16 protein-coding genes are annotated in these 21,535 nt (G+C 58.1%); 7 read left to right on the top strand and 9 right to left on the bottom strand.

Annotated elements, in window-relative coordinates; genetic code table 11:
• Positions 1 to 3 precede the first annotated feature (3 nt).
• The 3 genes from nrfD (at position 4) to HUU60_02215 (ending at position 5,559) form a co-directional block, all read left to right on the top strand.
• Entirely contained in the window at positions 4 to 1,182 is a 1,179-nt protein-coding gene (nrfD, locus tag HUU60_02225; protein ID NUL81523.1) for a polysulfide reductase NrfD, read from the top strand.
• A gap of 2 nt (positions 1,183 to 1,184) precedes the next feature.
• Positions 1,185 to 4,454 (top strand): molybdopterin-dependent oxidoreductase, encoded by a 3,270-nt coding sequence (locus HUU60_02220; GenBank protein ID NUL81522.1) that lies wholly within the window; start codon positions 1,185 to 1,187, stop codon positions 4,452 to 4,454.
• Positions 4,455 to 4,530: 76 nt separating this feature from the next.
• Positions 4,531 to 5,559: a hypothetical protein gene (locus HUU60_02215; protein NUL81521.1), complete on the top strand. Its 1,029-nt coding sequence runs from the start codon at positions 4,531 to 4,533 to the stop codon at positions 5,557 to 5,559.
• Between the two features lie 6 nt (positions 5,560 to 5,565).
• On the opposite strand, the gene HUU60_02210 is transcribed toward HUU60_02215, so the two are convergent.
• Genes HUU60_02210 through HUU60_02200 form a run of 3 tightly spaced genes read right to left on the bottom strand, consistent with a single transcriptional unit; the run spans position 5,566 to position 9,064 of the window.
• Positions 5,566 to 7,170 (bottom strand): alkaline phosphatase family protein, encoded by a 1,605-nt coding sequence (locus HUU60_02210; GenBank protein ID NUL81520.1) that lies wholly within the window; start codon positions 7,168 to 7,170, stop codon positions 5,566 to 5,568.
• Between the two features lie 25 nt (positions 7,171 to 7,195).
• A complete protein-coding gene (locus tag HUU60_02205) occupies positions 7,196 to 8,029 on the bottom strand; it encodes a pantoate--beta-alanine ligase (protein NUL81519.1) in 834 nt (277 codons plus the stop codon).
• 3 nt (positions 8,030 to 8,032) lie between these two features.
• Positions 8,033 to 9,064, bottom strand: coding sequence for an SIS domain-containing protein (locus tag HUU60_02200; protein NUL81518.1), 1,032 nt, complete (start codon positions 9,062 to 9,064; stop codon positions 8,033 to 8,035).
• Positions 9,065 to 9,190: 126 nt separating this feature from the next.
• Between HUU60_02200 and HUU60_02195 the strand changes: the two genes are divergently transcribed.
• The 3 genes from HUU60_02195 to HUU60_02185 all read left to right on the top strand — a co-directional run bounded on the left by HUU60_02195 (position 9,191) and on the right by HUU60_02185 (position 14,508).
• Positions 9,191 to 11,374, top strand: coding sequence for a hypothetical protein (locus tag HUU60_02195; protein ID NUL81517.1), 2,184 nt, complete (start codon positions 9,191 to 9,193; stop codon positions 11,372 to 11,374).
• Between the two features lie 84 nt (positions 11,375 to 11,458).
• Entirely contained in the window at positions 11,459 to 12,151 is a 693-nt protein-coding gene (locus HUU60_02190) for a hypothetical protein (protein ID NUL81516.1), read from the top strand.
• Positions 12,148 to 14,508, top strand: coding sequence for an MFS transporter (locus HUU60_02185; GenBank protein ID NUL81515.1), 2,361 nt, complete (start codon positions 12,148 to 12,150; stop codon positions 14,506 to 14,508). The genes HUU60_02190 and HUU60_02185 overlap by 4 nt, the downstream gene beginning before the upstream one ends.
• Here HUU60_02185 and HUU60_02180 read toward each other — a convergent pair.
• From HUU60_02180 to HUU60_02165, 4 genes are read right to left on the bottom strand one after another with little or no spacing between them, the layout of a single operon-like run.
• The gene (locus tag HUU60_02180) at positions 14,505 to 14,978 is read right to left on the bottom strand and encodes a nucleoside deaminase (protein NUL81514.1); all 474 of its coding nucleotides are present in this window, start codon (positions 14,976 to 14,978) and stop codon (positions 14,505 to 14,507) included. The genes HUU60_02185 and HUU60_02180 overlap by 4 nt on opposite strands.
• On the bottom strand, positions 14,975 to 15,910 hold the full coding sequence (locus HUU60_02175; protein NUL81513.1) for a sugar kinase: 936 nt from the start codon (positions 15,908 to 15,910) through the stop codon (positions 14,975 to 14,977). The genes HUU60_02180 and HUU60_02175 overlap by 4 nt, the downstream gene beginning before the upstream one ends.
• A 3-nt stretch (positions 15,911 to 15,913) precedes the next feature.
• Positions 15,914 to 17,026: a molecular chaperone DnaJ gene (gene dnaJ / locus HUU60_02170; protein ID NUL81512.1), complete on the bottom strand. Its 1,113-nt coding sequence runs from the start codon at positions 17,024 to 17,026 to the stop codon at positions 15,914 to 15,916.
• A gap of 21 nt (positions 17,027 to 17,047) precedes the next feature.
• Positions 17,048 to 17,536, bottom strand: coding sequence for a DNA-directed RNA polymerase subunit omega (locus tag HUU60_02165; GenBank protein ID NUL81511.1), 489 nt, complete (start codon positions 17,534 to 17,536; stop codon positions 17,048 to 17,050).
• Between the two features lie 140 nt (positions 17,537 to 17,676).
• Here HUU60_02165 and aspS point away from each other — a divergent pair, with 140 nt between their 5' ends.
• The gene (gene aspS, locus HUU60_02160; protein ID NUL81510.1) at positions 17,677 to 19,449 is read left to right on the top strand and encodes an aspartate--tRNA ligase; all 1,773 of its coding nucleotides are present in this window, start codon (positions 17,677 to 17,679) and stop codon (positions 19,447 to 19,449) included.
• Between the two features lie 274 nt (positions 19,450 to 19,723).
• Here aspS and HUU60_02155 read toward each other — a convergent pair whose 3' ends face one another.
• Together HUU60_02155 and HUU60_02150 are read right to left on the bottom strand one after the other, a co-directional pair.
• A complete protein-coding gene (locus HUU60_02155; protein ID NUL81509.1) occupies positions 19,724 to 20,488 on the bottom strand; it encodes a hypothetical protein in 765 nt (254 codons plus the stop codon).
• Between the two features lie 13 nt (positions 20,489 to 20,501).
• The coding region (locus tag HUU60_02150) for an alpha/beta hydrolase (protein NUL81508.1) at positions 20,502 to 21,535 on the bottom strand (1,034 nt) is incomplete at its 5' end.

Genomic DNA, 21,535 nt, shown 5'->3' with positions numbered 1-21,535 from the left:
GCCATGAATGCGACGACTACATTGGGACCCAGAGCGCCAAGGCTTCCGGGCTGGGCTTGGGCGATTTGGCTTGCTTTATTCGCTCTGGGCAGCATTGGAATGTTTCAGAGGTTTGCGTTCGGCCATCGATTGGCCGGCTACGGCAGTTACGTTCCCTGGGGGTTGTGGGTCAGCGCCTACATTTGGCTGGTCGGCATTTCGGCCGGAGCGTTCTTGGTCTGCTCGTTTGGAATAGCCTTTCGCGTCGAGCCAATTAAGCGAATTGCTCGAATAGGGCTAGTCACAGCATTGATCGCTCTCGTCTGCGGCCTCTTCGCGATCGGCCTAGACTTAGGGCATCTATTTCGAGCCTATGCGGTGTTTACTCGCCCCAATTTTGGCTCTATGATGACCTGGATGATCTGGCTATACGCAGCTTACGCGATCTTGATCGTTGTACAGCTCTATTTGATGACGTTTCGTTCTAACAGCGATCATGCGGTGAGAAAACTGGCAATCGTCGGCATTCCCCTCGCCATTGCCTTCAGCGGTGGCGTAGGCGCGCTGTTCGGCACAGTTTCGGCTCGCCCGCTTTGGCACAGCGGGCTGTTTCCAATTCTGTTCCTGACCGGGGCATTGGTCTCGGGCACGGCGCTGCTCTTGGCGATAACGGCGCTCTTAAAGCCTCTGCCCGCAAGAGCGCTCGAAGAGACCGCAGGGTTCCTGGTCAGGTTATTGATAGGTTTGCTGTTGCTGGACGTGGTCTTGGAGTGGGCGGAGTTTTCTATACCGCTTTGGTACGGCATCGGGCACGACGTGGGCACGTTGAAGCTGATTCTGTTCGGACCGTTTTGGTGGGTCTTTTGGATCGTTCATCTGGCCTTAGGAACACTCGTTCCGTTGTGGGCGCTCGCGCGGTCGAAGAGCATGGCATTGCACGGCCTTGCAGGGCTTTTGGTAGCGGTGATGTTCATGGCCGTTCGGCTCAACATCGTCATTCCTGCTCTGGTTACGCCCGAGATCGAGGGGCTGCAAAACTCGTTTAGGGACCACCGGCTGACCTTTACATACATTCCGACTTTGCACGAATGGCTGGTCTTGCTGTTCATTGTCTGTTTGGGCCTTGGACTGTTTGCCGCGGCCTACAAGTTTTTGGCAGGAGCCACCGGTAAGGCGGGCTCTCCCAGCCATAAGGAGATGTGAACATGGAGCACAATAAAGACAATCGAATTTCGCGACGCGACATGCTGAAGACGTCGGCGCTATTGGGCGGCGCAGTCGCTCTGGCGGGCTGTTCTCGAGAGGCGCTGCATCGGCAATCAAGAACAGCGGCAGTCGATGGCCAGAACGACCCGGAGAACATCATCTATACATCCTGTCTGCAATGCAATACCGGATGCGGGTTGAAGGTTAAGCTCTGGAACGGTACCGCTGTCAAGTTAGATGGAAACCCGATTGCGCCGCACACCCTCTACCCTCACTTGGACGCCGACACATCCCCGTTCGTCATGGCAGGGATCGATGGCGCGATCTGTCCAAAGGGTCAAGCGGGCATACAGACTGTATACGATCCCTATCGCATTCGCAAGGTTCTGAAGCGGGCAGGCAAGCGAGGCGAAGGCAAATGGGTCAGCGTCGACTTCGACCAGGCCATCAGGGAAATCGTTGAGGGCGGCGCGCTGTTTGCCAATGTGCCGGGAGAGGAAAACCGGGTTGTGCCCGGCCTTCGAGAGGCGTATGCTCTTCGGGACCCGAAGATAGCTTCGGCGATGGACAAGGAGATACAGTCGATCAAGAAGGTCATCAAGGATGTGCGGAAGAAGAAACTCCCTGAGTCGGCTATTGTCGATGCAGTAAAGGGGTTCAAGGCGAAATTTGCTGCCGAACTGGACGCCATGATCGACCCAGATCATCCCGACCTAGGCCCCAAGAACAACCAACTGGTGTTCAATTGGGGTCGAATGAAGGCGGGTCGCGATCAGTTTTGCCGACGGTTTATCCAGAATGCCTTTGGATCGACTAACGCGCACGGGCACACGACGGTGTGCCAAGGCAGCCTTTACTTTGCCGGAAAGGCGATGAGCGAGCAATGGGAGTACGATCCCAAGTCCAAGGAAGTGAAATGGACGGGCGGGGACAAGTTCTATTGGCAGGCCGACACCGCCAATGCGGAGTTTATCCTGTTCGTGGGGGCTTCGCCTTTTGAGGGCAATTATGGACCGCCCGGCCGTACGCCGCGCATCGTCAACTCTATCGCCGAAGGGCGTCTAAAGATCGCGGTCGCAGACCCTCGCTTCTCTAAGACGGCGTCCAAAGCTTGGAAGTGGCTTCCCATCAAACCGGGGCACGAGGCGGCGCTGGCGATGGCAATGATCAGATGGTTGATCGAGAACGACAGATTCGACGCCAACTATCTGGGCTGTGCGAACAAGGGCGCTGCAGACGCAGCTGGCGAACCGACCTGGTCGAATGGAACTTGGCTCGTCAAGATCAATGACAAGGGCAAGCCGGATAAGTTTGTTCGTTCGCACGAGATCGGCGTCGCGCCGGCCAAGAAGTTGTTGGGCGACGATGGCGAGGCCTATGAGCGCGAGATGTTTGTGGCAAAGAGCGGCGGTCGCCTCGTGCCGGTCGATCCCAACGATGCGGACCACCCTGTCGTCGGCGACCTGTTTGTAACGGCCGAATTGACCGACAAAGAGGGCAAGCGATTTGTGGCCAAGAGCAGCCTCCAGTTGCTAAAGGAGGCGGCCTTCGAACATTCAATCGAGCAGTGGTCCGAGATCGCAGGCCTTGATCCCAAGGAGGTCTTGGAACTCGCGGCAGAGTTCTCGCGACATGGCAAGAAGTCGGTCGCGGACATTCATCGCGGCGTCAGCCAGCATACCAACGGATTTTACAACTGTCTAGCGTTCAATTCGCTCAACCTCTTGATGGGAAGCTATGATTGGAAGGGCGGCGTCGTTAAAGCGACGGTTTGGAACGTAACCGGAGACAAGAAGGGCGAGCCGATGGAGTGCAAGCCGTTCGTACTAAAGGATATGCACCCGCGCGCGGCCAAGCCGTTTGGGATCAGCAGCATTCGGCACGATGTGAAATACGAGGAGACGACGATCTTTGACAGTTATCCGGCAAAGAGACCCTTTTATCCGCTCTCTTCGGATGTCTATCAGGAGGTCATCCCGAGCATCGCGGATCAGTATCCTTATCCTATCAAGTGCTTGATCCAGTACATGGCCAGCCCTGTCTATTCGTTGCCGGCGGGAGACAAGCTGATCGATGCGCTGATGGACACGGAGAAGTTGCCGCTGTTCATCTCGGTCGATATCACAGTCGGGGAAACCTCGATGTACGCAGACTACATCTTTCCGGACCTGAGCTACTTGGAGCGATGGGAGTTTCAGGGCAGCCACCCGTCCTTCACGAACAAGATAATGCCGGTCCGGCAGCCCGCGATAGCGCCGATGACGGAAGAGGCAACGGTCTTTGGAGAGACGATGCCGATTTCTCTGGAAGCGATGTTGTTGGCATTGGCCGAGCAGTTGCAATTGCCCGGCTATGGGACCGACGGATTTGGCCCAGGCATGGACTTCAAACGTCCCGAGGATCTGTATCTCAAGATGGCGGCCAATGTGGCTGCCGGAGACAAAAACGGGGAGGCCGTGCCCGATGCGTCGGACGAGGAGTTGACGCTGTTCGAGACGGCTCGGAGGCACCTGCCCAAGTCGGTGTTCGACGTCGAAAAGTGGCGGGCAGCCGCTGGAGAAGCAAATTGGCGAAAGGTCGTGTACGTTCTCAACCGAGGCGGTCGATATGAAGACTTCAGCAAAGCGATCGACGGCGATAAGGTAAAGCACAAGTACGGCAAGCTGATCAATCTGTACAGTGAGAAAACCGCATCGGCCAAGAGCGCCATCACCGGAAAGAGCTTCGACGGTATTGCGCGCTACTTGCCTCCTGCTATAGACCTGGCAGGCAATTCGACCGAGGGAGGCGAGTTCGATATGAAGCTGATCACGCACCGCGAGATCACCATGACCAAGTCTCGAACCGCAGGCAACTATTGGTTGACCAGCGTGCTGCCCGAGAACGCCCTGCTGATGAACAAGCGAGACGCAGACCGGATAGGCTTGGCGCACGGCGATCTGGTTACGGTTCAGTCGTCCTCCAATCCCAATGGCGAATGGAGCCTGGGGCATGGAAACAAGAAGATCATGAGGCTGCCGGTTAAAGTGGTGCAGGGAATTAGGCCGGGCGCTGTCTCATTTGGGCTGGGTTATGGCCACTGGGCGTACGGCGCTTCCGATGTCGAGGTGGACGGAGAAAGGCTTCGGGCCGACCCAAGGCGAGCGAAGGGAGCGCACTTGAACGCAGCGATGCAGGCGGACCCGATTCTCAAGAACACTTCTCTGGGCGACCCGGTCGGGGGTAGCGTCGCCTTCTACGATTCAATGGTTCGAATCGTCAAGGGTTGATCCAAACAGGCATACTGTCCGGGCTTGTGCTCGGCCAGCAATGTTAAGAATTTGTTAATGCAAGAAGGAGAAGACCATGAAGCGCATTGCGCTGATGATGATAGTCGTTGCGTCATTTGTTTCGATGGAAGCCTTTGGGCAAGTCAAGCTGGGCGATGGCAAACTGAGCGGACTGTTCTATCTTGACTTCTACACCGTTGGCGAGCATCACGACGCGACCATTGACGGCAAAGACGGCATATGGATTCGACGGGTCTACCTGACCTATGATCATAAGTTGGGAGACCGGGCAACCTTTCGAATACGATGGGAAGGCAAGGACAAAGGCAACTTCAGCTCGACAGCGAACAAAGACAGCTTTGCCAAAGACGCCTGGGTTCGATACTCGACGGGCGGATACACCATCATGTTCGGGCTCATACCGACGCTGACCTGGGAGCCGAACGAAAGCACATTGGGCTATCGCGGCATCGAGAAGACGCCCTTCGACCTGTTTAGAATGGGATCGGCTCGAGATAAGGGCATTTCGGTTGAAAAGAACTTGGACGCCAAGCGCCTCACCAGATTAGCGCTAATGTTAGGCGACGGAAGCGGTACAAAGACGGCCAATGGCGATCCCCGCGTCTTCTCAGTCAGGGTCTCTCACAAAGCGAACAATACCTTGACGCTCGATCTGTACGGCGACTATTGGGAGCGGCCAGCGGGCGTCGAATGGTACACCATCAAGGGCGAAGCGTTTATTACCGTGCCCGAGGCGAAGATCGGTTTGCTGGCCGGTTCGCAGAGGCGCGAAAGCCCATCCGCTGCGACGATTAATCTCACAGTCGGCTCGATCTATTTAGAGCTGACGGCATCGAAGAAGATACGGCCCTTTGTCCGCGCCGATGTAGTGAGCGATGCGGTGCCGGGGGCCGACCGGATCGAGTTTCTGAAGCTGGCGACTACGGGAAAGCCGACATTTTATGTGGCCGGCATTCGGTTCAAAATCAACGATTACTTTGAGATTGTGCCGAACGTAAAGGTGGCAACCTATCGGCAAAAGGGGGCGAATCCCGCTCCTGGTCGAGACGTCTTTTATCAACTGACCGTCCTAGGCAAGTTCTGATAGCGCTTACTTGACCGCTTCGGTCAGCACCTTGCCCATGTTGCCGCTGGGATACTCGATGTTCAGCAATTGCGAGAGGGTTGGCGCCAGGTCGAGCGTCGTAACGCGCCTCATGTATCGTCCCGGCTTGATGCCGGGGCCGGTCAACAGCAAGGGCACATGCGTGTCGTAAGCCCAGGGCGTAAAGTGGCCGGTGCCGGTCGGGTAGGACGACATATAAACGTTCGGCGCGGTGATGACGATCAGATCGCCCGAACGGTGCGGATGCATGGCGTTGTAGACCAGCGGCGACCAATCCCAGCCTGGCGCGCGTCCGTTCAACAGCTGGGTGCGAGTGAAAGCAAAGTAAACCCCGTCTACTTCGAGCGCGGCGTCTGCAGCCGCTTGCTCAATCGATTCTCGCGTGAACAAAGGGCTTTGAATCGCACCGAAGTTGAGATAGAGATGCGGTTCGGAGTAGGCCAGGACCCAGTCGGCCGGACCGATCAGTTTGTCGAGGGCAGTCTCCACTTTTTCCTCGACCAAGCGAGAGGCTATGCGCTTGCCCGGGCCGCGGTACGATTGGGCCAGTTCTTCGGGTACGGGCGCGACGCCATGATCGGCAGTGATCGCGATCAGGGTCGATTTGAGGCCGCCTTTGACCTTCTTGTCCAAGAACTTAAGAAAATCGGATAGTCCGCGGTCTGTGCGCACCGAGATGTCCAGCACCTGAGGGCTATTGGGGCCAAAGGCGTGGCCTATGTAGTCGTTGGTGGATAGGTTGATAGCCAAAATGTCCGGCGTATCGTCGGCGCCCAGCCCTTCGGCTTCTACGGCTCGCATCGCGGTCAAGAAGACGTAATCGTTGCCATATCCGCTCGATGCAAAGGCTTTGTACAACGGTTGGCCGGGAGATGCAGGCAGCGTGGCCGTGAAAGGCTCGGGATTGCCCAAAGGCCGACAATCTTTGTAGGCTTCCGCAGGCAACAACGGCTTCCACGTTCGACCGGCGAACATGTCGATATGCTTCTCGTCGTTCAGCGCCTGCACCCATTGCGGCAGCTTGCCATCGGGACAGTAGTGCTTGCTGCTCACCCAGTTGCCCGTGCTGTCGTCGAACCAGACGACGGTATCGGCGGCGTGCCCAGCCATTAGAATCGAGGCGCGATCTTTGTAGGCGATGCCGACGACCTTGGATCGCTTTCCCGTGGCCATTTTCAACTCGTCGCCCACGGTGGTAACCTGTAGCGCCTTGGGGCTCATCGGCTTGGATCGGCCGCCGACGGTCTCGGTGGTCAGGTCGTCCACGCAGTAATGCTCGCGCTTGTTCTGCCGGTCGTACCATTCGTTGCCCACGATACCGCTCAAGTGCGGCGGCGCGCCGCTCAGCAGCACCGCATGGCCCGGCCCGGTAGCCGTGGGCACATGGCCAAAATGCGCGTCCCGATAGTGGGCGCCGTTGGCGATCAGATAATTAAAACCCTTTTGGCTGGCGGGCAGGTAATGATCGTTGAATCGGGTTAGATAATCCGCGCGGCACTGATCGATGCTGATGACGACGACCAGTCGTGGCGTTTGGGCGAACGAGACGACGAACGAGGCGACAAGGAACAGCAGCGACAGGCTTCTCATGCCCCTAATTCTACCGGTATAGAGGTTAAGGGATTATGAAGCCGTTGTCGATCAATCGGGTTTTGCCGACATGCGCAGCGAGCGCTATAAGGCCTTTCTCTTCGATGCCGCCAATTGGTTGCAGGGTGTCCGGGTCCACAATTTCAAGATATTGAAGCTTGACAAGCGGCTCCTCTTGGATTCGGCTAAGAGCGATTTGACGCAGTTTCTCAGCGCCTCGCTCGCCATCGGCACAGGCAGCCTGAGCCCGAAAGATCGCGCCGCTTAGGGAAAGCGCGGCCATCCGCTCTTCAGCCGACAGATAGATGTTCCGACTGCTCATGGCCAGTCCGTCCGGCTCCCGCACGATCGGACAGCCCACGACCTCCACGCTCAAAAAGAAGTCCGACGCCATCTGCTGGATAGCGCGATATTGTTGGTAATCCTTTAGGCCAAAAAAGGCCTTGTCGGGCTGCGCCAGGTTGAAGAGCTTCAGCACGACCGTCAGCACGCCTTGAAAGTGGCCAGGCCGATGCGCTCCGCACAGGCCGCTCGCTAGATCGCCTGGAATGACGCGAGTCTGATCGCCGGGAGGATAGATTTCGCTTGCGTCGGGAGCGAACAAGACATCCGCGCCTTCTTGTTCGCACAGCGTCCGGTCGCGCTCCAAATTTCTCGGATATTGGGCAAAATCCTCGTTCGGGCCAAACTGCGTAGGGTTGACGAAGAGCGTTACAACGACCTGGCCGCACTCCTCTCTTGCACGACGAACGAGCGAGAGATGCCCTTCGTGCAGACACCCCATAGTGGGCACAAGGCCGACGTCCGTTGCGCCGGCTCGCCACCTTCGCAGTTCTTGGAGGCTATCGATAACGACCATCGTTCAGTTGGTCTTGGTTACTTTGGTCAGGCCGCGCGGCTGATCCGGGTTGAGATCGCGCGAAACGGCTAGGTAGTAGGCAAAAAGCTGTCCGATGATCGCGTAGACGATCGGAGAGAGGGACTCATCGACCTGAAAATCGATCGGGATGGGCGATCGGGCAAGGCTAAGGATGTCCTTGTTCGCCGCTGCGACGATCAGCTCGGCGCCGCCGGATTTGAGCTTGGCCGCTCCGTCAACCATAGATTGAAGAGCAGCTCCGTTAGGGGCGAGCAAAAGGCAAGGGTAGGCATCTTCGATCAATGCAAACGGACCGTGCATGAAATCGGCGATGGAGAAGGGTTTGGCAGGAGAATAGGTCGTCTCCATCAGTTTGAGCGCGACTTCGTCTGCCGTGCCCAGATTGATCCCCCGTGCCAGCACCGCGCACTCTCGCATGTATCGATAGCGCTCGACCAGCGGCTGGATGACGGGTTCGAGCAACAGCGTCTTAGCAGCCAGATCTGGGATCAGAGCCGCTTCGGCGCCATCGTTGGACAGTGCCTTGGCCAATAGAAAGGCGAGGGCAAGCGTACAAGTGTAGGTCTTTGTCGCGGCTACGCTCAATTCCGGCCCGCAATGTAGGGCCAGATGGCTTTCAGCAGCCTTAGCAAGGGGCGAACTCGGGTCGTTGGTTATGCTGGCGGTTAGCGCGCCGCCGGCACGCGCGACAGAAAGGTACTCGGTTACGTCTGGGGCCTGGCCCGACTGAGAGATGCCGATCACCAGGGCATTGGATAGATCTAAACGACCCTTATATAAAGTAACTACGCTTGGAGCAGCGAGAGCGACCGGGAGACCGGCCATGATCTCCAAGAGGTACTTGAGAATCTTTGCGGCGTTGTCGCTACTGCCGCGCGCGACGATGACGGCAAAATCGACGTTGCGCTGTCTCACTCTATCTGCCAGGGCTTGAACGTTGGAGGCTTCGTTTTGCAGGGTGGCCTGAAGCGCGGCGGGCTGCTCGCGGATTTCCTGGATCATCAAGTGGCTCATGCGATTGCTTGGATTGTACCTGCGCCGAGCTACGCCCTGTCCCGTCAGAGTTCTTGTCAGAGTTGTGTCAGACCCCGTGGATATGCTTTGCCCATCAGTAGCACGAAAACCATGGAGGCAACTCAAATGAAACTAACAACGAAGGCAGCCGTTCTCTTGGCGCTCGTTTCGGGCGTCTCGATCGCATCGGCGCAGACCGCCGCTTGGACGGCGCGACACAACGAGTCGAACACGGCCGACTATGGCGTCAAGGTATTGGTCGATTCCAGCCGAAGCGTCTATGTCGGCGGGTACACGATCGGCGCTGGCCAAGGCGCGAACATGATGGTGGTCAAGTACAGCAGCAACGGCGTTCGATTGTGGACGCGCACGATCAACGGCACGGGAAACAGCAGCGACCAGGTGAGGACTATGGCGCTGGCGCCCGGCGGCGGCGTCTACGTCGGCGGTCACATCACCGATTCGGGCACGGGCTCGCTCTTTGCCGTGGCCAAGATTTCGGACACCGGATCGCACGAATGGACGTACAAGTACAACCACCCGGGCGGCGGCGACAACTGCTCCGCGCTCAAAGTGGACAATCAGGGCAACGTACTAGCGACGGGAACGGGCGGCACGGGCACAGCGATCGTTACGGTCAAGGTAACTCCAGCTGGAACGCAAAGCTGGATACGCACCTTCACCAACCCGAACGCTTTTGTGCCGTCGAACATTGCCCATAACCTGACGCTAGACGGCAGCAACAACGCTTATGTCGTTGGCAGTACCGAGAACGGAGCCACGGGCGACGATATGCTGGTTCTCAAGTACTCCCCCAGCGGCACGCTGCTGTTCAGCTACCTGAAGAACGGCCCTTACGGCCAAAATACGAGCCAGCCATACCCAGGCTATGTAGAGGATGCGGCTTACGCCTGTCACTTTGACGTTGGCCAGAACGCGCTCTATGTTACAGGCACGGTGATGACCGCCTTGTTCTTTAGCAACGGCAGTTACTATCCGATCAAGAACTACATGACCCTGAAGCTGAACACCAGCGGAGGGGAAATCTGGACTCGACAGTTGAACGCTGTCAGCGGCGAAAACGAGGCGTTCGCGCTGGCCGTTAACGACCTAGGTCAGGTCTACATCACTGGCAACGGCGGAACTGCCAAGTACACCGCCAATGGAACTCAAGAGTTCCACGTCGCCTACAATGCGGTCGCCATCAAAGTGGACAGCGCGGGCAGCGCCTATCTCTGCGGCACGTCGAACAACGACTATCGGACGTTGAAGCTGAACGGAGCGACCGGCAGCGTTACCTCGACCATCCTTTACAACGGGCCAGGCAGCGGAAACGATGCGCCGACCGACATCGAGCTGGACGCCACCCGCAATATCTACGTTACAGGCGCATCTTGGGGCGGCGCGACCGAGACGGACGCGGCGACCATCAAGTACGTCCAGACTCCCTACGTAGAAGTGCAGCTCACCCATTCCTACCAGGGCGACGTCGTGGTCGAAGTGGGCGTGGGCGATCCTTCCAACCCGCTGTACAGCAAGGTGATTCGCAATCGCGAGGGCGGCGCCACCAATGGCCAGACGACCATGATCGAGTCGATCTTCGACGCCCCCGAGTTTTATCAGACGCCGAGCGAGTCGGTCGTTTGGTACTGCAAAGTGTCCGACCAGATCAATGGCGACGGCGGCACCCTGGACAGGTTCCGGATCGTAACTTCGGGCGGACTCTACACCAGCGGCAACATTCCTCAGGCCATTCCTACGGTCGGCACGGTTCATGCGTTCGTTCCTACTCGAACAAGCCGCTATGCTCTGATCGACATCGAGCACACGTTCCGAGGCGACATTTACCTGACGATCGGTCGCGGCAATCCGACCAATCCGGCATGGTCCAAGGTGGTGTCGATGTATACCGGGCATGGTCTGGACGGTATGTGGGCGCAAGTCGATCTGACCCTTCAAAGCGGCCACTTGCCTCCGAACTACCAGAATATGTGGTGGGTGTCCGTCTACGACGGCGGCGGCTCGGATATTGGTCAGATCAGGTCGGCAAAGATCGTCGTGGACGGCGTTACTTATGCCGCGAACTGCGTGCCTGCGCCGATCGCCGACTTCCAGACAACGCGGGTCTTCGTCCCGAAGCTCCAGGGAGATGCGAACTGCGACGGTTGCGTGGACGACAGCGATCTCGCGGCCATCCTGAGCGCGTTCGGCAGCGTTGGCCAAAACATGGTCGAGGATGTGAACGGCGATGGGCATGTCGATGATGTGGACCTGGCCATCGTGCTGAGCAACTTCGGTCTGGGCTGTTAAGGCTTAGACACCCTCCTACCCTGCACATGGGCGCGGGCGAAAAATCGCCCGCGCCTCTTTTTTCTTACTGTGCCAAAATAGGCCATGCGCGGCGCAAAGGTCATTCTTCTACTGATCGTCGCGCTTAGTTCGGGCTGCGCGCGGTTTCCGGCCAACCCGACCCCGGGCGGAGTCGCACGAATTATCGTTGAGCTGAGGCTAGACGGCCGGGTCAAGCCCGAGTATCTTTACTTCGCCGTCATCAACTTCTCGAACGATTCCTTTGGCGCGGCAGGACCTGTGCCGGTGGTCCAGCCGCCTTGGGGCAACGGATTTGCAGCGGGCGCGTTCACCCACTTTGTGCTTTATAGCGGAGTTCGAGGCGGCTATGGGCTGTTTCAGGGCAGCCCGCTAATAACGTTGGACGCTTCGATCCCGCTGGGGCCGCCCTCATCCTTCGAGCCGGTAGGAACGGACTCTCGCATCTTGCGATTTGAGGTCGATCTAACGCAGTTCATCCCCGACGTGGACGATGCGCGGGCCATGCGGTTTGCCCAGGTAAACCTGATGTGTGCCGACCGTGCGCCGATCGATCCGCACGATCAGGCCTCTCGGTTTTGGGAGGCTTTTGGCGATGGGCGGTCTCCGGCCGACCTGAGCCGCTTCATCACCATCAGGCTAGATCAGAACCGCATTTACCGGAACGTAGACTTTGCGCAACTGGAACCGTCGGGCGACGTGCCCGATCCCGATCTGGATCTGATCGACTGGAGCATCGAAGTCAGGACTTTAGAGTGATGGAGGCGACCGGTCTCACTCGATTAGACACCTTGCGCGCTTTGCGATGGGCCAATTGGGACGCCGCGCTCTTTACTGTCTACGTCGGCTTTACGGGCGGCGCGTTTCAGACCGGTTTCGCGCGGCAGTTAGGCGCTAGCGACTTATGGCTGGGCATCATGACGGCGCTGCCTGCGCTGGTGGGGTCGTTGCAAGTGTTTGCGGCCTATTTGGCAGAAAGAGCGCCCTCCAGACGCTCGTTTGTGCTCAAATGGACCCTTGGAATGCGGGCGCCGTGGCTGCTGATCGCGCTCATTCCTTTAATGGCGATCTCTTTGCCTCGCCTCGAGCTTTTCATCGGCTTGATCACGCTCTCGGCGGTTTTGGGCGCTGTGGCGGGTCCGGCATTCCTGGCTTGGTTGAGCGATCTTATCCCTGCAGACTATCGCGGTCGCTACTTTGGCAAGCGAAACATGATCTTGGGGCTGGTAGCGGCCTTTACGGCGCTGCCGCCGGCGCTTTTCTTGGACCAGGCAGTCAAGCACGATCGATTCTCGCCCCAGATCGCTTTTGCCGTCTTGTTCGGCGTCGGCGCGGTCTTTATGTTTCTGTCTTACTTCGCCTTGTCCAGGATGCCCGAAGCGCCGCGAGGGCCGATGGCCGGTGGCGGATGGTCGGAGTTTGCTCGGTTTTATCGCGAGCCGTTTCAGGATCGAAACTTTAAGCGGATGTTGCGTTTCATCGGCTTTTGGACGGCGGGGCACACCTTCGCCGGGCAGTTCTTCACCGTCTACCAATTAGAAGAACTGAAGCTGCCTTACATATGGATCCAGGGGTTGGGCGTGATCACCGCCGTCTTCAGCGCGCTTGGAATGCCGTTTTGGGGCTATCTGTCCGATAAGTATGGGAACAAGCCTCTGTTAGCGATCGCGGGCGGTGTTGTCGTTTTCTTGCCCCTGCTTTGGATTCTGACAACGCCCGAAAAGCCCGGCATGAGCCTTGGCATTCTGATCGGGATACAGATTATGGCCGGGCTGTTTTGGGCGGGCGTCAACCTCTCTCAGTTTAATATGATTTTGGGCATGGCGCCGGACGGTCAGCGCACGGTCTACATGGGCGCTGTGGCGGCGGTCGGCTCGTTGGTCGGCGGAATCGCCCCCGCTCTTTGCGGCGCGATGATGGAGGGATTGCAGGGCCTTCTTCCAACCGAGGAGCGTTACCACGTGTTGTTCGTTACGCTCACAGCGATTCGGCTGTTCGGTTTGTTCTGGCTGCGGCCATTGGTCGAGCCGCGCAGCTCGGCGGCCGGTTATGTTCTAGGCCAATTGACCTCTAGCGTGCGGCCGCGCGGCTGGAGGGCCGCCAGACGATTGAGCCGGGGCACGGACGAAGAGACCCGAGTGGAGGCTGCAAAAACATTGGCCGAAGCCAGAACGCCTTTGGCAGTCGAGGAGTTGGTTCGCGCCCTTCAGGACCCGAGCCCCGATGTGCGCCGCCACGCGGCGATCGCGCTGGGCGAAATTGGAGATGTGCGTGCTGTGGCGCCTCTAATCGAGGCGGTGAACGACCCCGCGAGCGACATTGCGATCGAGGCGATCGAGGCGTTGGGCGGAATAGGGGATGCTTCGGCGGTCGATCTAATGCTAGGGCTGTTGGAACACGAATCAATGGCAATCCGAGTGGCGGCGGCCCGCGCTGTGCAGACGATGGCGTCGCCCGAGGCAATTCCAAAGCTGCTGATGAGGCTTCGTTCTGCGTCCGAACCGGACGAACAGCGGGCGATATTGCGCGCCGTTACCGAGTTGGCGGCCAGGAGACCGGAATCGGTCCCCGCCGACCGGACGCTTGCGTTAACGCTGATCGCCGCGCTGAGCGCCGATTCGGGCGAAGTTCGAGCCGACGCAGCCGAAGCGCTGGGGAGGCTGGCCGTTGCCGAGGCCGATGCGCCGCTCAGAGAGAAACTGGCGATAGAGCCGCACGATCGAGCTTTAGCGGCCATGGCCTCTGCTTTGGCCTCTCGCAGAGATGAGAATGATGCAGGCTTGATACTCTCGTCGCTGGCGCGCGCCGATTCGGACATTGCTCGAAGGCGAATAGCGCTGGCCGTCGCGGTGATCTGGGGCATCGATCAACGGCTTTATCCGATGCTGACGGCCGATGAAATGTCGTTAGGGCGTTTGGTCGAGCGGGCGGTCGAGCCGTACGTTAGAAACTCTGCCGAGGCTCGCCAAGGATTGGAGGCATTTGCCGAAGGTCGGTATTCCGACGCCGCTCGCTCGTTCGTCGCGATCGTTCCCGATCATCCGTTAGCGCCCTACTTGGATAGCATCAAGGGCGATTGGGAGGTTGCGCTGTTGGCTGTCGCAGCGCTGCGCTAATAGGGCTTTGACCGACCGGCCTCGTGCCATTGTTCGAAAAGTTCTCGGCATTCGTCCCTGAGCGGCCCTGGTTCAAAGGAGGTCGGGCTGCCGCCCATCTTGGCCATCACGTCGGCCGGCAGCCGCAGTTCGTTGAATCCCGCGGCGTCGGCATCGGCGATGGTCGCTCCATAGACGCAGCGACGAATCTTCGCCCAATGGATGGCGCCCGTGCACATGGGGCACGGCTCGCAGGTCGCGTAGAGTTCGCATTCTGAAAGGTCGATCGTGCCCAAGACGATCGCAGCCTGTTTAATAGCGTTGACTTCGGCATGGGCGCAGGGGTTGGTGTCCTGCCAAACGGTGTTGTGTGCAACGGTGATTAGTTGACCGTTCTTGCTGATCGCACAGCCAAACGGCGTCTGACCGGCCTCGATGCCCTCTTGGGCTTTTGCGATGGCCGCTCGCATCATCTGTTCGTCATGAATCATGGGTTCGTTTCGCTCCGCTTCATAAATTCGATCGTTTCGTCCCATCCGATCAGTCCGGCCGTCGCGCCTAACCGAGTAACGCAAAGAGCGCCGACCGCATTACCCAACTGCGTCGATTCTCTGGCCGACAGACCCTTGGCCAAGCCGGACAGAAAGCCCGCGCAGAACGCATCGCCGGCGCCCAGCGCATCCCTATATTCAACTTTGTAGGCGGGCAGCCGCTCTATCTTCTCATTGTCGGCAAGCCAACAGCCCTGTTCTGCCTGTTTGATCGCGACTGTGCCGATACCTTGATCTAATAGAAAGCGCGCCGCGTCGTCCGGCTTGGATCGTCCCGAGATCATCTTGGCTTCTTCCCAACTGGGCAAGAAGTAGTCCAGATGAGGCAAGAGCGGCCGAATGAGAGAGAGCCAACGGCCTTGAGCGTCCCAAGCCGTATCGGCGCAGGTTATAACGCCTTTTGTTTTCAGCGTTCGCATTATCGATGCGCCGGGGTCTATGCCGGGCAATAGAAACACGCCCGCTAAGTGAACGATTCGGGATTGCGCCAATCGATCGGTATCGAGCGTTTCCGGCGTCAATCCAGCGTTTGCGCCGACGACATGAAGAAAGGTGCGCTCCCCGTCCGAGTGGCCCAGCACGACCGTGCAGGATGTTGGCAGGCTCGCGTCTCTTGACAGGCCCGCCGTATCGACGCCTTCTCGATTCAGCCTATTTGAAACGGCATCCCCAAAGGCATCGGCTCCCACATGTCCGAACAGCGATACATCGAGACCAAGGCGAGCGATACCGACAGCGGAGTTAGCCGCGCATCCTCCTATGTGAAGTTCTATCGCGTCGATCAGTCGGAGAGAGCCTCTTTGAGGCAAGTCGTCGACCGGTTTGGCCACGACGTCGGCCACCACGACGCCAACGCAGGCGATATCGGCCAAAAGTTACTCCTCGCTCTTTAGGCCGCTCTTCAATTTGGAATAGAACGACTTGTCGGCGTCCGGTTCGTTCTTGACTTTGTGGCCGCTGGCCTCCGCATATCGCTCCAAGAACTGCTTCTGAGCGGCGTTGAGCTTCTTGGGCACTTTCATACCGATCTGAATCCGGAGGTCGCCTCTCGCCCCGCCATTGAGCCTGGGCATGCCTTGGCCCTTTATTACGACCTCGTCGCCTACCTGGGTGCCTGGCTCGATCGTTATCTTCTGCTTGTCTACCAGCGTTTCGATTTCGATCTCGTCTCCTAACGCCAGTTGAGGAAAAGTCGCGTTGAGAAGGGTTACCAGATCGGCGCCGCGCCTCAAAAACCGGTTATGCGGCTTGACGCCGATGACTACATGAAGATCGCCCGCCGGCCCGCCGCGAAGGCCATGGTCCCCCTGAGCTTGAAAGGTCATGACGGAGTTATGCTCGATGCCGGGAGGAATGTTGACCTCGATTTTCCGCTCTACCGAGCGACGCTTCTGTCCATGGCATGTCTTGCACTTCTTCTCGACGATGGTCCCCTCGCCTCCGCACTTGGGACAGGTCCCGACCTGAGTGATTGAGCCGAGCAGAGTCGAGCGCGTATGCCGCACACGACCGGTTCCTCGACAATCGGGGCAAGTAATCGGCGGCGAGCCCTTTTCAGCGCCCGTACCGTCGCAAACGTCGCACGTCTCTAACCTTTGAATAGGCAAAGTTAGTCGCTTGCCCGTCAGGACGTCGACCAGCTCGATTTCGACATCGGCTCGGCGGTCGTCGCCTGGAACATAGGTGCGGCCTTGCGCCATGCCGCCAAAAAACATGCTGAACAGGTCCTGCATGTCGGCAAAGGGATCGAAGTTGGTCTCGCCTGCAAAGGCCGGACCATCGGGCCCATAGCGATCGTAATGCGCCCGTTTGTCCGGGTTCCCCAACACTTCATAAGCTTGGTTGATGGCCTTGAATCGCTCTTCGGCTTCCGGATCGTCTGGATTGACGTCAGGGTGGTTATCCCTCGCCAACTTGCGGTAGGCCGCCTTCAGTTCGTCCTGCGATGCGTTGCGAGAAACGCCCAACACCTCGTAGTAGTCGGCCATGCTTGAAAGTCTGAGCGTCGGTTATGAAGCGTCAGCCGATTCGGACGGCAATAGGTCGTCCAGATTGCCGCCAAACTCCTCTTCTTTGAGCGGCTCTTGCGCTTCGTCTCCTGCCAAGTCGCCGAGCGTCATGGGAGGCGCGCTTGGTTCCGCCGGCTCATCGACAATGGCAAAGGGCTCGACAATGGCCTCTGCGGCGGCGATACCCGGAACGGGCGGAGCGACAACCTCTGCTTCCTGCGGCTTCGGTTCGCTGCCCATCACTTGCTCTAATGTCGAATCGCTCACCTGGTCGGCGAACTCGACCTCTACCTCGTCGGGCGAGAGAATGCGAGGCTTGATTTTGCCCGCAGCGATCTCGTCCAGTGCTTCGGTCAGATAGTTGCGGGTGGTCAGGCCAATGTTAGCCGTGTTGTCTTCTGCTTTCAGCTCCTGCGCCCGCTTTGCGGCCAGAAGCGCCAAAATGTATCGCGGATACTCGCGAAGACTGTCTGATTCAGGAAATATCATCGCTTATCACCCTTGTCCCTCGTTCGGACGCTACATAGACGGCAAACATTGCAACGTTTGCCTATGATCATGCGAAACGCACGAATGGCGATTATACCCGATCCGCGCCGCAGGGACGCCGTGCCATAATGAAAACGAATATGAAAGCATGGAAGCGCGATCACTGGTGCGGCGAGCTTCGCACCGATCATATAGGGCAAAACGTACGGATTAACGGTTGGGTTCATCGCAATCGCGATATGGGCGGCCTGATCTTTATGGACGTTCGCGATCGAACCGGATTGGTGCAGGTTTTCTTCGGCCCGGATACAGATGCCCAAACGATGGAGACCGCCGCGTCGCTTCGGCCCGAATATTGCGCGGCCATCGAAGGCACGGTGCAAAGACGCCAGCCCGGCGCGGAAAACCCGAAGCTGGCGACCGGCGAGATCGAGATCATCGCTCGATCGGTTCAATTGTTGAACGCCTCGCGCACGCCGCCTTTTCCCATCAACGAAGAAGACACAGAGGTTGACGAACAGCTCCGCTTGAAATACCGATACCTTGACCTGCGCCGCCCGACAATGTATCGGCGCATGGAACTTCGCCATCGGGCGATCAAGATGATCCGCGACTACCTCAGCGAGCGCGGATTCTTGGAAATAGAGACGCCGATCCTGATCAAGAGCACGCCGGAAGGCGCCCGAGACTTCTTAGTGCCCAGCCGCCTGTTCCCTGGCCGCTTCTACGCTTTGCCCCAATCGCCGCAGCAGATGAAGCAACTGCTGATGGTGGCGGGCATCGAGCGCTATTTTCAGATCGCCAAGTGCTTTCGCGATGAGGACCCGCGAGCCGACCGCCAACCAGAGTTCACCCAGCTCGATTTAGAGATGTCGTTTGTCGAACAGGACGACGTCTTAAGCTTGATCGAGCCGCTCTGGACGGAGATCGTCGAGACGCTGTCGCCCATGCGCGTGACGACCAAGCCCTGGCCGCGGCTGACCTATCAAGAGGCGATGAGACGATTTGGCACGGACAAGCCCGACATGCGCTTTGGCTTGGAGCTGACCGACCTGACCGAACTCTTTCGAAACACCGGCTTCAACGCCTTTAGACAGGCGATCGAGGCGGGGGCGACGGCCCAAGCTGTCTGCCTGCCAGACTGCGCGGGCCTCTCTCGCAAGGAGATTGACGAACTGACCGAGTTGGTCAAGCGGTTTGGCGCAAAAGGGCTGGCCACATTCGGATTTGCAGGCGAGGAGGTTCGCTCCCCTGTCGCAAAATTCTTGACGCCAGAGGAGATTGCCGGAATCCGCGAACGATGCGCGGCAAACGACGGCGACCTGGTCGCCATGGTCGTCGACCAGCCGCGAGTCGCCCTGGAGTGCATGGGCCGACTGCGATTGGAGATGGGACGGCGCCTGAATCTGGCCGACCCCAACGTCATGGCGTTCGCTTGGATCGTCGACTTTCCACTGTTTCATTGGGATGAAGAAGCGCAGCGCTGGCAGTCGGAGCACCATCCTTTTACCGCGCCGAACGACGAAGACGCGCCTCTGCTGGAGTCCGATCCGGCTAATGTCCGGGGTCAATGCTACGACATGGTGGGCAACGGCAACGAGTTGGCGAGCGGCAGCATCCGTATTCACCGCCCGGACGTGCAGAACAAGGTCTTCAAGATCCTGGGCTATGCGCAGTCGGAGATTAAAGAGCGTTTCGGGCATCTGTTAGAGGCGTTTGAGTTTGGCGCGCCGCCTCACGGCGGGATTGCCCCCGGCATCGACCGCCTGATCATGCTGTTGGCCAACGACGATAGCATACGGAACGTCATCGCCTTTCCCAAGAATGCGGCCATGGCCGACGTGATGTTCGGCGCGCCCGACGCGGTAACCGAGGAGCAACTGAACGAACTGAGGCTGACGGTCCGCGAGTAGGGCTTCGCGTTGCGCGAGGCCATGATTCGCCCTCCACGCCCGCCGTTTGGTGTGGAGGGTGCACGACCCTGAGCACGCATGCAAAGACCAGTCTACCCCCACCCCGGTTTCCGCTCGCGCATAGGTCTTGCCCCGCTCCCAAACCCTTCGCCCAAAGGCGTCGTAAGCGGCCTCGTATTCGCCCACGCACGGCGAGCCCGCATAGACCAGATTGCCGTAATCCTCGCTGCCCCAGGCCAGATCGGTGTGGTTTTCAACCAGAGCGGCCTTCAAGTTAGCATCCCAAGTATCTGTCAACCAGCCCAGTCCACAGTGCTAACGCAAGTACCATTGGCGCAAACCCAATAACAAAGAATGTTACAAGATCTGCCCCTTCATATGGAAACGGAATGATCATCGGCCAATTCATTAGCAGGATAGCTCCAACTAAGACCATTGACTTCGTTGACATAGCAGTGCGCCACTTTGGATGTTCTATCGCCATTCTACGCGCCGAGATGACCAGCGCGAGCCATCGGATTGACACTGACAACGATAACAACCCAGCACAGATCAAAACATATGCCGTCGGAAATGCAAGCGCCAGCCCCCAATCGATGCCTCTATAGTTCAACATATCGACACCATACGGTGCGGGGAACGCTGGCAAGATAACCGTTAGCGGAGCCAACACGGCGCCTTCGTAGCTCCACAAAGCCTCTTTCAAAGGAAGAGTTGTTGCGATCGAAAAATCTCCATAGATTTGTCCATCCAGCAAGAATCCAAGGATCACGGCTGTGCTCGCAACTAACAAACCACGGAAGATGGCCACAGATTTTAGAGCAATCGTGGGCCCCCAGTTAGACATTAAGCACAGTACAAAAGCCAGCGAGAATATGATGCGGCTTGAACCATACAGATGAAAGTTGATTGTCATGAACTCAGAGAAGGGTGGCACGTTCTGGCTAAGGGCGTATGCAACGACCGGACCAATAAACCAAGAGAAGAGGATTCCGCAACAGGCCAGAAGGCATTTGGTTACCGGGGTCTTGTTGGTCATGGTGGCTCCCACTCTAGCGATTACCTTTAACGCGCTTCAGCCACTCAGTCACTACTGGACCTAGAGCACGCCGCCATACTCCCGCATTTAAGAATTGAGCGTGAACTCCGATACCGGAGACCTTGCCTGGATTCCCAACGTCGACCTCCAACGTAGTCCAGTTCCTGTGAGTCATGGAAGTTGCGCTAATTGGCCTGCCACCGTCCGTGACGGACGCATAGAACTCAGCAACTGCGTCATCTACATCATACAGGTTCAAAATCGGAGTCATCACTGAGTGATTGGTAAACTCCGGATAGTTGAAAGGATCTGGCACCGGAGACCCCAGGCGAACTAATCCCGCTACAGGAGGCACTATCGCGCATGCGGCGCTCGCAACGTTGCCTCCATTTGAGTGAGCTACAATGAACACCGGCTTGCTAGGATGCCTGCTCTGTACATACTTCATAAACTTTGCAAACACTTCAGCATCTTTTGCAATGTCCGAGTAACTCGTGTTCCCATCCCAGTGATAAGAGACATGGCCATCCGCCCTGAAGGTCTCTTTAACCGCACGCAAGAATTCCGCGGAGAACCGGCCCGATCCACTCTTTGATCCGTGGACAAAGATGACTATGCCTTCAAACCCGCTCGGGTCGCTCGCATTGACCGCATCGTTTCCGCAATACCGATAGAGGTTGGGGTCGCCGGAGGATTGGCCTATCGGGTCTCTTTGCAGCCATCTCGCGGTCCGAGGGTCGTACTCGCGAGCGCCCACGTGGTACAGCCCGGTGAAAGGAACGTGCTGGTAGCCCGCCGCCGCGTTCCATTTGAACAGGTTGGGCGTCGAGCCGTAAGACCCCGGCAACAAGTTGCCCCAGGCGTCGTGCTCGTAGTAATCGGTAACCGAACCCGTGCTGTCAACCATCGCCCGCGCATGGCCGCGAGCGTCCAAAACATAATACCTCGCGTTCGCGCCGTTCTGCAAATCGACCCGCGCGATCGGCCCCAGCAAGCCCTGCACGTACTGAACCAACGGCGTCCCGTTCGGCGAAAGCTCCAGCACAA

The organism is Armatimonadota bacterium, from assembly GCA_013359125.1.
In the GTDB taxonomy this organism is placed as follows: Bacteria; Armatimonadota; Fimbriimonadia; order Fimbriimonadales; family GBS-DC; genus JABWCR01.
This window is presented reverse-complemented; position numbering and strand designations above follow the sequence as displayed.